The sequence below is a fragment of the Pseudovibrio sp. Ad13 genome, from assembly GCF_001623225.1.
Taxonomy (GTDB): domain Bacteria; phylum Pseudomonadota; class Alphaproteobacteria; order Rhizobiales; family Stappiaceae; genus Pseudovibrio.
Window position 1 is genome coordinate 44485 of sequence record NZ_LMCC01000016.1, and the last position, 12102, is coordinate 56586.

A 12102-nucleotide genomic window follows, 5' to 3' on the forward strand; every position below is an offset into this window, starting at 1 on the left:
TTTTATTGAGTATTTTACTTTTTGTTAAACACCGCTCCCTATACAGGGTGGCGAAGTTATTAACGGGAAATGCTGCTTTCTGGAGAGTAAAGCTCAGGAAAGAAGGGCATTTTCAAACAAAAAAAGAGCGCGTTCTTTGCCCCTTGCAACGCGCTCAGAATAGATTTTTAAAAAGTAGATTCGCAGTTCTAATTAAACGTGCGTGTCATTGCTGCAAGAGATGTAAATTTCACCTTTTGCGGAAGCTGCTGGCCACTACCGGCCACATGCACCCATTTATAGTTTTTGGTGTCCTGCTTGAGTGCAACCCGGCCAAAGCGGTTATCAAGAACATACTCTCCACCTTTGTAGGAGAGATTGAGGATTGCATGATACTGGCCGATCTTGGTGTCATAGACTGCAACCACCTTCATATCTTCCGCAGGAATACCCAGTTCCCTTAAAGTCCAGTACTTTAAGACAGCATAGTCCTCACAGTCCCCTCTGCGCTGACTCAGCGTTTCAATTGGTGAGGCCCAATAATCACTTCGCCCCCAAACCTGCTGGTCACTTTGATAGCTGATGAGTGCGTTGATCCCACGATTAACATAGGAAAGCTGCTTGTGACGCGGAAGCTTGCGCGCAGCTTTGATCAGATTGCCCCAGGTATTTAAAACGCTTACTTCACATTTGTCATTGCTATTCAAACACTTAGAAGTATCTGTAATCCGGTTCATCTGAGTTGTAATGATGTTCCAGCGCCTATCGATGGAAGTTCCGGCAGTAGAACGAACGATACGCTGCAGATTACGTGTGGGAGTACTCAATACAGCATTAGAACCATGCGCAGATGCTGTTTCAATGGCAGGCAACTCAGGCTTGGCCATTGGAACGGGCATACGTGCCTTGGCAACAAGAACCGGCTCAGGAGTAGCAACAGAAGCAAGATCAATTGGAAAATGTGGAGTTTGCGGCTCCATTGCAGCAGCCGCGGAAACAAATTGAGAAAATCCGAGCGCAATACCGGCAAATCCGAGAACTGCAGCTTTGAAGACGCAATAATCCTTCGTTACCGCACGGCGTCTGCCGGCGGTCCAAAACCTATTACAAAACATCCTGACGCCCCTTGTCAGGCGTTCGGAATTATCTCTCGCGAAGTGCTTCCGAACGCACTTTGTTTATAGGCTTAAGGATATAATCCAACACGGTTTTAAAACCGGTTAAAACATCAATTGAGGCCACCATTCCTGGTATTATTGGTAAAGGATCCGTTTCCGTCCCAAGATAGTTTTTATCTGTTCTGACGTTGACTTTAAAAAATCGATTACCCTGCTCGTCCTTGGTGGAGTCCGCAGCGATCCTTTCCAGCTTGCCTTTCAGACCTCCATAAATGGAATAGTCGTAGGCAGTGATTTTGACCGTAACCTCTTGACCTGGCCTAAGAAATGCCACGTCCTGAGGACTGATCTGCGCTTCAATCAGAAGCGTATCTTCCAGCGGAACAATCTCGACTAAAGGCTCTCCAGGCTGCACCACAGCCCCGATTGTGGATATATTCAATTGATTAACCACACCGTAGACAGGGGCCTCAAGATCCGTCCGCTGAACCTTGTCTCTGGCCGCCTTAATAGTCTCATTTATTACCGCAAGTTCAGCCCGTGCAGCCGCCAGTTCCTGACGCGCTTTGGCGTGAAACACTGTCTTTGCATTTGTAATGCGCTCTTCCGCTTCCTGTCCGGCTGACGTGACACGTCGGATAGAGGCATTCAACACTTCCAGGCTGCCCTGCGCTTCATCAAGCTGGCGCTTAAGACGCAGGAACTCGATCTCAGGAAGCACCTTGCGCTTGAAGAGACGCTCATTAATCTCCACTTCACGCGCCAGCGTTTCCATGGTGACAACGGTTTTACGTTTCTCAGCAAGCAACTCTTCCAGCTCTTGCTCTCTCTGCAATCGCTGATTTTTCAAAAGGGAGATTTCACTTGTGAGCTGCAGGTTACGCGCCAGATAGACCTGCTCTTCTTCAAACGTGTGACCCGGCGCATTAGTTGTAAGCTCACCAGAAAGCTCCAGAGGCACACCACTTGCTTCCGCCATCAATCTCTCAGCACGTGCCAAAAGGCTCCACTGACGCTGCTGAAGCTCACCTAGCTGCGAAGAAAAGCCTGTATCATCCACCCGGACAACAACGTCCCCCTTTTGAACGATCTGTCCCTCTTTCACGAGAAGAGACTTTACAATGCCCTTTTCAGGCGCCTGTACAATCTGGATCTGGCTGGACGGCACAACCCGTCCCTCACCACGTGTAACCTCTTCAAGCTCGGCTTGAGAGGCCCATGTGATCCCGGCAGCCAAAGCCACAAAGACAATCAGAATGACACGCGTTGCAGCACGGGGAGGACGGGTCTGCAAACTTGCACGGATATCGGTTGCGTAATCCCAGTTCTTCATCTCACACACCCTCCGCGCTACGCTGGCGCTCTTCGTTCCGCGTCGCACCAAGGGTACGTAGCTTCTCAATCACGAAATCCCGTGGTCCATCTGCCACAAGCTGCCCCTTATCAAGGGCAACCAAACGGTCTGTAAGCTGCAATAAGGAAGTTCGATGCGTGCTAATAATCATCGTCGTATCAGGGGAGTTGTATTCCCGCAGGCGCTCCAGCAACCGGCGCTCTGACGCTGTATCAAGATGACTGGACGGCTCATCTAAAAACAACAGACGCGGTTGGCGCAGCAACATTCTGGCAAGCGCAACGCTTTGCTTCTGCCCGCCAGAGAGCAAACGACCACCCTCACCCACCTGCATGTCAAACCCATGAGGGTGTGTCGCAACAAAATCCTCAACACCTGCAATATGAGCTGCACGATAGATATCTTCGTTGGAAGCCTGAGGCCGCCCAACAACGATGTTCTCTCGCAAGCTGCCACTGAACAACACGTTATCCTGTGACAAGAACCCGACACCGTCGCGCAGATCTGCAGGATCGTACTGCCGCGTATCAATCTTATCGACCAGAATTGCACCATCTGAGGGCGTGTAAAGCCCGGATAACAAACGCCCCACCGTCGATTTACCAGCGCCCACACGGCCAATAAGCCCGATGGTCTCTCCAGGCCGAACTTCAAAGCTCACATTGCGCAAGGAGTCTTCAGCAGCCTCAGGATAGCGAAACGACACATTTTGGAAGGAAATCGCACCAGACGTGATGCGGCTGTTCACATAAGTCCGGTTTGGTCTGCGCTCCGCTGGCAACTCCATCAGACCAGACAGCATCTTGTAGGAATGCATGGTCTGACGCAGTCGTGTCAGCGTACCCGCAATGGATGACAAAGGCGCAAGAACACGCCCTGAAAGCATCATCGCAGCAATCAGACCACCCATATTCACCGCCCCGTCATTGACCAGATAAACACCCCAGACAACGATACAGATGGACACCAGAGCCTGCGCAAAGCCTGTCAGCGACTGAGCCAGTGTGGACCAGTAACGCCCTTTCAAAATAGCAGCTGCACTGGAGGCAACAGACCGCTCCCACTTGATCTGCATAGAGCTCTCAGCATTCAAAGCACGAATGGTATCGATATTCGCAATACTTTCCACCAACACAGAATGGCGCATCGCGCTTTCCTTTGTGGCCTGATCAACAGAACCGGCAAGCGCAGGCTGAACAAGCAAGTTGATCAGAATAACCACCGGAACAGCAGCCAGCGGCACATAAGCAATCGGTCCAACAATCAGGAAAAGCACCATGATGAACAGGCCGATGAAACACATATCAATCAATGCCACCAAGGAGGAGGACGTGAAAAACTCACGAACGGTCTCAAACTCTTTGATGTGATTAGCAAACTGTCCGGTCGATCCTGGGCGGTTCTCCAGATCAAGCCCGAGCGCGTGCGAAAAAATCCGCGATGCAATAGCAAGGTCTGCCTGTTTACCTGTCATGTTTATGATAGAGCTGCGCGCGGTCTTCAAAATTCCATCAAACACCAGAGCAAGAAGCACCCCCGCCGCAAGCGCCCATAGTGTTGGAATAGCGAAATTTGGCAGCACACGGTCGTAAACATTCATGATGAAAAGTGGTGAGGCCAGCGCCAGACTATTGATGACCAGCGCAGCAATAGCAACGTGGATGTAATCCTTCCAGAAGCCTGCAATAACGCTCCAGAACCAGTGCCCGTCCCTGCCAGACCCCATGCCGTTGGTCTCAAAAGTCATATTGACGGGCTTAAAGAAGATGCCATGTCCGCTATATAGCTTCTCAAGAGCAGCAATTGAGAGAATTTGCTGCTCCTCTGGTCTCTCCGCATCAACAATCAAAGCATGACCTGTGCTCTCATTTAGCTCCTTCAAAATACGAAGGCTTCCATCCTCAAACACAAGAATTGCAGGCAATGAGATCGCAGGTATTGTTCCAGCCTTTTTCCTGACCGTGACCGCCCTCATTCCGCAATTAGAGGATGCTCGCTCAATCAGTTTGATGGAAAGTCGCTGACCATCGTAAGGTAACCCAGCCAAAATGACAGAGTCGGTTGCATAGTTACCGTAGCTTCTGGCTATGTACTTGATCGCCTCGACAAGCGGATCTTTGATGCTCACTTCAGTTGAGTTTTCAGTCTCGACGGTCATTTACAGTCTCATCATTCTTAACGACAAAAGGGAGCCGCAAAGGCTCCCTTCCTGAAGAAAATTTCGGCTATGCGTGCAGATTACACCATTAACGAAGTGGTTCAATCTGGAAACCCGCAGCTTGAGGGAAGATCGATGTGTTCCCGCGGCGGTCGGCTCTTGATTCAGCTGGTGGAGTGATGTTGAACATCGCCAGCAGGTTACCAGTGGTACCTTGCAGCTGATAGGTAGAGAACTTCAGAATATACTCTGCAGAGATCAGATCGATGCGGCTGTTAAACAACGCGTTTTCAGCGTTCAGCACATCCAGCAATGAGCGCTGACCAATGTTGTATTCCTGACGGTAACCGCTCACAACACGCTGGTTGGCAGAAACGGTCTGACGCAGAGCGGAGATGCGCTCGCGTGTTGTTTGAACAGATGCCCATGCCTGCTCAACAGCTTCATCAGTTTCGCGGCGCATACGATCAACACGTGCTTGTGCTTCTGCATGCTGTTCAACCGCACGGCCACGCATCGCACTGTCATAACCGCCATTGTAAAGGTTCCATCTCAGGCGAACCATGATGCGGTAGTCATCACTACGTCCTTCATAACCATTCAGGTCATCTCCGAAATTGGCAGAACCATTCAGAGTAACCCGTGGCATGAAGGAGGAGTTGCTCTGCTCAATCGCAAAACCAGCTGCATCCGTGTCAGCCTCAGCCGACAAGATCAGCGGATTGCTCTGACGAGACATTGCAAGTGCAGAAGACAAACTCTTTGCAGCAGCTGAGTTTGCAGCAGAAACAGCACCCAGATTGCTTGGAGCAACACCAACGACGCGGCGATACTTCGCCATTGCATCCAGCAATGACTTACGCACGCTTGCTGTAATCATGCGAGTGGCGGCAACACGTTCCTGCACCTGAGCAAGATCAGCGGCACCAGTTTCACCGCCATCGTAACGTTCTTTCACTTCACGTGCGAGACGCTGGTGAAGTGCAGTGTTCTCTTTGGATTTGTTCAGAATCTTCTGATGGCGCACAACATCGACATAGGCTTCAACAGCATCAAGTGCAATCGCTTCAGAGCGTTCCAGAACACGCAGAGCAGCACCATCAACACGGGCGCTCTGGCGATAGATCTCATTCACGGAGCCGAAGCCGTCAAACAACAGCTGCTCAGCCTCAACACTCACCTGCTTGGCTGCACGCCATTGCTCAGTGGTGTTGGATTGTGCCCTGCGCAAGCGCTCCGCACCAAAAGAAGCATTCACACTCAACTTCGGCATGAACGCACTTTGAGAAGCACGCAATTCCTGATCACGCGCCCTTCTGTTTGCAGCGGACTCTACAATGTCTGGATTAGTGAGAACGGCGGTTTCAACAGCATCTCGTAAAGACGCAGAATGAGCTGACGTCACTCCCAACGCGCACATCAACAGTGCAACAGAAGTACCTCGAAAAAGCATTGCCTACACCCCAATGACTTTTCCATGAACGGCGTTTACCTCAAACAACCAAAGGCAGCAGAATTTCATCATTACAGCGCCCCTGATTTTCCGGCCATGGGAAAAACAAAAAGAAAATCTAACAGAGTAAAATCACGTGTAGAGATTTTTATCAATATATTTTTTCATAGTATAAATGGTACCCTAAAATCTCAAGATATCACCCAGACACAAACAAACTAAACCAAAGCAAATACATAGATAAACACAAGAACACTCAAATACTAAAGCAAATTATGCAAACGAATTACAACGAAACTAGCGAAACACCTCGAGAAAAAGAGAATTACGAAGAAAACGAGTCAACTGTATTCAACCTAAAAAAGTACTGAGTATATATAGAAAGATAAAATTTTACAGATATTCATTCACACTCTCTAAAATACCACCTGTCATTGAATTTTATTTACGCAAGTGGACTCTGAGAAATCCAACAGTTCCCACATGTTAACTATAAGACCCAAAAACCGAATACTGATTCTTTTAGTTTCCCCTCACCCATAGCCTTCGTTCTCAAGCTCAAGATCCCCCTAAAACTCAGGGGCTCCCTCACAAAAAAGAGGCGGATGCTTCGACATCCGCCTCTTTAAAATCTGCATCATTTTGCAAAACGCTTAGTTCAGCAGCAGGTTTGGAATGTACAGAGCCAGCTGCGGAATGAACGTGGTCAGCACCAGTGTCGGCAACCATGCAAAGAAGATGAACATCAACGTCGGCTTCAGCATCTTATCGACCGAGGTTTCTGTCACCTTGGAGCCCAGATACAGCAGCGGAGCAGTCGGCGGCGTAATGTTCGCCATGCCCAGGTTCACACCCAAAACAGCTGCAAAATGGATCGGGTCCATACCAACGCCCTGCACGATTGGAAGCAGCAGCGGCGTTGAGAGCAGGATACCGGAGATATCATCCATCAACATACCGATGATGATCATCACCAGATTCACCATCAGCAAGATCATGATTGGATCTTCAGAGACGGAGTAGACAAACTCCTCTGCAATCGCCGGGATGTCTTCAAAGATCAGGAACCGGCTCACGATCAACACCATGAAGATCATCGCCATCACCACACCAATGGTGATGCCTGAGTTCAAAATGGTTTCACGGAACGTTTTCCAGGTCAGACCACGGTAAACGTAAATCGCAACAGGGATCGCATAAACAACAGCAACACCTGCAGCTTCTGTTGGTGTCATGATGCCACCATAGATCCCGCCGAGGATGATGACAGGCATCATTAATGCAGGAAACGCTTTCAGGCCGCGACGCTTGAACTCGTAATTGAAGTCATCTGGACGCTTTTCCAGATTGATGTCTTTATGCTTGCGCAGCATCACCTGGTTTACGATGATCAAAAGCGTAATGAGGATCAAACCGGGAATGACGGTGGAGAGGAATGCACGCAGCACGGACTGCTGTGCGACCCAGGCATACAAAATGTGAGAAGCACTTGGCGGGATCAACAATCCAAGAGGTGCTGCGCTAACGATCAGCGCAGCTGACTGGCCTTCAGGATAGTTGGCTTTGCGCAGATGCGGCATCATGATGCCACCAATGCAAGTCAGTGTCGCGTTTGCACTTCCGGAAATTGAACCGAATACACCGGACGCAAGCACAGTTGCAGCAGACAAACCACCTTTGATATGCCCGACAAACAGCTCCGCCACGCTGACAAGAGGCGCAGCGATACGCCCTTTTTCCATAATGCCGCCAGCAATAATGAACAGCGGAATAGCCAGCAGAACCACATTGTTCATTTTCCAGTGGCCGGTTGGTAGATAACCAGCAACATCATGGCCGCCCATATAGGCAAGGAAAATAAGAATTGCGCCAAATGCTAGGTGTACGCTTACACCAAGCAGCAAAAGGCCGCATAGAATGGCAATTGACCCAACAATAATCATTGCGCTGCCCCTTGAGCTTTTATTGGTTCTTCTTCAGGGTGTACGTTTTCCGCAATTTCGCGGGGTTCCCGTTCTGGCCATTTGGGGCCGTTTCGCAGCAGCAGATAAAAGTGCAGCACGGCAAATATGTTCATGAACAGGAAGCCCAGGAAAATGGCAAGTCGAGGCGCGAAAAATGGAATCTTCAACGCGACTGTTGTCTGCCACATTGGGTAGGAGACAAGCTCCTCTTGAAGCATGAGCCAGCCCCAATACGTGACCGCACTCAAAACGCCAATTTCAATGATTTCTACAGCCACCTCACGCCACCAGATGATGCGCGGGTTTTTGATCAGAAAGCCAAGCACGTCTGCGTTGACATGCTCTTTGCGTGCTGAGGCGACAGCAGCAGCCATGAAGAACATCCAGAAACTGATGGTCATCAGCCATTCTTCATAGGCAAAAAGGTTGCCACCAAAACCATAACGGACAATCACAACCATAAAAAATGTGAGCGCCATGATTACACCGCCGGCTGTAATCATGAAGTTCATCAGTTTAATGACGCCGTTCAGCGGTTTAGCCACTGGCCTTGGAAGTTCGCTCGTCAGAATACTCATCTGATATTTGCCCTTCGTTTCTTGAAACCAAATAAGTCATAGAAAAGGCCGGCGCAGGGTATGCGCCGGCCTTGAAGAGAAGGGCTTATTGGAAGTCTTTCTTCAGACGGTCAATGGTGTCCTGACCAACAACTTCAGCCATTGCAGGCCAAACTTTTTCACGTACACGCTCAGCAAGAACTTTTTCCTGCTCAGGGGTGAAGCTCAGGACTTCATAACCGGACTCTACGAGTTTCTGCTTGAAGTTCGCATCGTTCTCTTTGTTGAACTGGAAGTACTGCTTGGAAGCTTTATCAAACGCAGCTTTCACAACAGCTTTCTGCTCATCATTCATCTTGTTCCAGGTTTTCAGAGAACCATAGAAAGAGTTGATTTCAGAGATCGCGTTGTACTCTACGAAGTACTTACCAACATTGGACTTTGCGAAGATGGTGTAAGCAGCCTGCTTGGTGCAGCACAAGGTGCCGTCAACAATACCGGACTGCATTGCAGGGAACATATCACCCCAAGCCATCGTGGTGGTGTTGTAGCCCAGAGTTTCAGCCATGTCTTTAACAACAGCAGAAGACCAGACACGGATGTTCATGCCTTTGTCGCCAAAGCCTGCGTAGTCTTCAGGCTTTTTGTTCGCAACAACACCAACAAAACCTTCAGGGTTGTGGTTGAACAGCTTCAGACCGAGGTTTTCAAGACGCTCATTGATGATCTTGTTGTACTCAGAATCTGGGTTCAACATCACGTTTTCCAGATCATCCCAGCTGGTGAACAGGTATGGCATGGACATGATGTCGAGCACTGGATCTTTGTGGGAGTAGATGAACGCCATCACAAAGTCCACGTTACCGCGGATGGTGTCTTCAACCAGAGACTCACCGGAACCGAGCTGGCTTGCAGGGAAGACAGAAACTTTCAGGCCAACATCAGCAGCCTCAATTTCCTTTTCGATCTGCTTCAGCATTTTGGTGCCTTCGTGATCGACAGGTACCGTACCAGCGATTTTCAGACGCAGATCAGCAGCGTATACGGAGGACGCCAGTGTCAAAGCAATTGCACTTGCCGCACCTATGCTCAATACGCGACGGAAACCCTTTGATACAGTTTTAAGGCTAGGTTTGTTCATTCTTGTCTCCCTAATAACCATCCAGATACGCATCTATTGCTTATCATTGGCTCCCGGATGGCCGATTATGCCTCTCGCAACACAGGTGACTTGCGTCAAATCGTGTCACTCAAGATTTTTAGATTGCTACAGCTCAGGGGCCGCGATCAGAAACATCTTTCATTGCTCTTGATGAGTGATGTCCCTGTAAGTGCTTATCCCCTTGTGCCGAATAGATGCGAAGAACTGGCAATAAAGCGCAGTGCGTTTCACATGCATACTTTTACTAACTCGGGAAACATACTAGATATAATTCAAATGATCCATATTTTTTTCACTATTGACCATTTGTCACCTTATGAACTAGTCATATCTACTGAATTTGAAGAAATTTTGGGCGGAAAGCTCTTCAAATTATAGGGTTTTAGGCAAACCAAATGGCAGCAGCAATTTTCTGCATCAAAAAAAGACACTGATATATCAATTTAATATCGGTCGAAAATCGAGAGGAACATCGAAGATGCAGAAACGCTACATGCAAAAATCGAGAATTTTGAGTGGCTGATACATTTGATCCATTTGCACCAAAAAACTTAAAACAATGATTCGTTTGGGAGGGGAAACTATGACGAGAAGCTACCAGGAGACGGTTGATCAACTCACGAAAGCCTATCCAAATCTAAGCAAGCAGCTCAAGAAAAGCGCGGCTTATGTCTTGGAATATCCAAGTGATGTTGCCACCCTGTCCATGCGTCAGGTTGCAGCCCGTGCAGACGTCCCTCCTCCCACAATGAACAGACTTGCAAAATCTCTTGAGTTTGGAACCTACAATGCCCTGCGTGATGTCTATCGCGGCGGGTTCGAAGATTTTTCCTCCAACTACCCTTCCCGAGCTGGAGAGCTGCAGGCCACACATGGCACCTCGGATATTGAAGCCTCTTTGCAAAGCTTCAAAAGCGCAGCTCTTGGCAATCTGAAGCATTTGTTCGACACCGTCGACCGGGATCATCTCCAACAAATCGTCTCGTCACTGGCCACCGCCCGGAACGTGGTTGTTGTTGGTATGCATGCATCCCACTCACTCGCAAATTACCTGCACTATGTTGCCTCCATGTGCTTTCGTAACTGGCGGCTCATCAATCGCAAGAATGGCGAAATCGCAGATCAGGTTGAGTACATCAACGCCGATGACGTTGTCGTCGCAATCTCCCTGAACCCATGCGCTGCAGACACAGTACTCGTTGCAAAACGGGCCTATGAAGTGGGTGCAACGGTCGTCGGCATCACCGATACCAGAACATCTCCTCTTGCCACTTATTCAACCGACCTCCTGCTCACACCTGTTCAAAGCCCGCATTTCTTTGAGAGTTACGTCGCCACTGCGGCCCTTCTGGAAATGATCCTTGGCTTATTGGTGGCAGATAGCGGGCAGGTCGTCATCGACAACATCACAAGGCTGGAACGCTGCCGCAATGAACTCGGCGAATACTGGCCAGACCAATAAACCAATAAGAACTCGGAATACCCTATGACAAAGCTCAGTCTCCTTGCCGGTCAGATCAACATTCCTGCAATGACCACAGCAGACCAGCGAGACGCACACGTGCGATCCGTGACCGCCAGGTTGCATCAGCAACTCACTGCAAAGCCACATGATCTGGTTGTTCTACCTGAGCTTTCGACCGTTGATTACTCCAGAGCTGCCTTCGCTGAACTCAGCGTGCTGGCAGAAGACCTGAACGGCCCCTCCGTCAAAGCATTTGGCGCTTTGGCAAAACAGCACAACACCACAATCGTCTTCGGCATGCCGCGCAAAGCAGAGGATCACTATAAGATCTCTCAGGTCGCTGTCGGGCCGGACGGAGCTGTCATTGGCTGCTACGATAAGCTCCACATTTGCCAGTATGGCGCGTCCATGGAGAAGGAATACTTCGAGAAAGGCGACCACCTTTTCTCATTTTCTGTAAAGGGCATAAAGGTTGCGCCAATCATCTGCTACGATATCCGTATCCCTGAACTCAGCCGCACACTGGCTCTGCAACACGGCGTTGATCTAATCCTGCACAGCGGCGCGTATGCCAGGGATGAAAGCTTCTTCAGCTGGCACGACTTCGTGGTCACCCGCGCTCTGGAAAGCCAGATCTTCTTCCTCAGCCTCAATCGCGCCGGCGAGAACTTCGGTAATTCCACATTCTGTCCTCCCTGGACAGATGAGAACACACCACGCACAACCTTCCCTCAAACCAACGAGCATTTTGAGAGCTTTGAGCTGGATACGGCTGTGATTGATCAAGCGCGCGAAGACTACACATTCCGCAAGGATTTGCTGGAAGACTACTCCCAGCTCAAGCATCAGGAACCTGAGCTGCTCAACCAATAGCTAGCTCTATTCCCATCAG

9 protein-coding genes are annotated in these 12102 nt (G+C 49.4%); 2 read left to right on the top strand and 7 right to left on the bottom strand.

The annotated features are described in order from the left end of the window. Positions 1 to 188: 188 nt before the first annotated feature. The 7 genes from PsAD13_RS19435 to dctP all read right to left on the bottom strand — a co-directional run bounded on the left by PsAD13_RS19435 (position 189) and on the right by dctP (position 9724). Positions 189 to 1094, bottom strand: coding sequence for a transglutaminase-like cysteine peptidase (locus PsAD13_RS19435; protein WP_063319229.1), 906 nt, complete (start codon positions 1092 to 1094; stop codon positions 189 to 191). Between the two features lie 28 nt (positions 1095 to 1122). After that, positions 1123 to 2430, bottom strand: coding sequence for an HlyD family type I secretion periplasmic adaptor subunit (locus PsAD13_RS19440; RefSeq protein WP_063290607.1), 1308 nt, complete (start codon positions 2428 to 2430; stop codon positions 1123 to 1125). A gap of 1 nt (position 2431) precedes the next feature. Next, positions 2432 to 4609, bottom strand: coding sequence for a type I secretion system permease/ATPase (locus PsAD13_RS19445; protein ID WP_063319230.1), 2178 nt, complete (start codon positions 4607 to 4609; stop codon positions 2432 to 2434). An 88-nt stretch (positions 4610 to 4697) separates the two neighbouring features. Continuing rightward, the gene (locus PsAD13_RS19450) at positions 4698 to 6062 is read right to left on the bottom strand and encodes a TolC family outer membrane protein (protein WP_063290605.1); all 1365 of its coding nucleotides are present in this window, start codon (positions 6060 to 6062) and stop codon (positions 4698 to 4700) included. Between the two features lie 653 nt (positions 6063 to 6715). Then, a complete protein-coding gene (locus tag PsAD13_RS19455) occupies positions 6716 to 8005 on the bottom strand; it encodes a TRAP transporter large permease (RefSeq protein WP_063289335.1) in 1290 nt (429 codons plus the stop codon). Beyond that, positions 8002 to 8604, bottom strand: coding sequence for a TRAP transporter small permease (locus PsAD13_RS19460; RefSeq protein ID WP_063319231.1), 603 nt, complete (start codon positions 8602 to 8604; stop codon positions 8002 to 8004). The genes PsAD13_RS19455 and PsAD13_RS19460 overlap by 4 nt, the downstream gene beginning before the upstream one ends. A gap of 85 nt (positions 8605 to 8689) precedes the next feature. Further along, entirely contained in the window at positions 8690 to 9724 is a 1035-nt protein-coding gene (dctP, locus tag PsAD13_RS19465; RefSeq protein ID WP_063319232.1) for a TRAP transporter substrate-binding protein DctP, read from the bottom strand. A gap of 604 nt (positions 9725 to 10328) precedes the next feature. Here dctP and PsAD13_RS19475 point away from each other — a divergent pair. Together PsAD13_RS19475 and PsAD13_RS19480 are read left to right on the top strand one after the other, a co-directional pair. Next, complete coding sequence (locus PsAD13_RS19475; protein WP_063290601.1) at positions 10329 to 11207, top strand: MurR/RpiR family transcriptional regulator; 879 nt, start codon at positions 10329 to 10331, stop codon at positions 11205 to 11207. A 24-nt stretch (positions 11208 to 11231) separates the two neighbouring features. Next, positions 11232 to 12083 carry a carbon-nitrogen hydrolase family protein gene (locus PsAD13_RS19480; protein WP_063319233.1) on the top strand — a complete coding sequence of 284 codons (852 nt, stop codon included), beginning with the start codon at positions 11232 to 11234 and terminating at the stop codon, positions 12081 to 12083. Positions 12084 to 12102 lie beyond the last annotated feature (19 nt).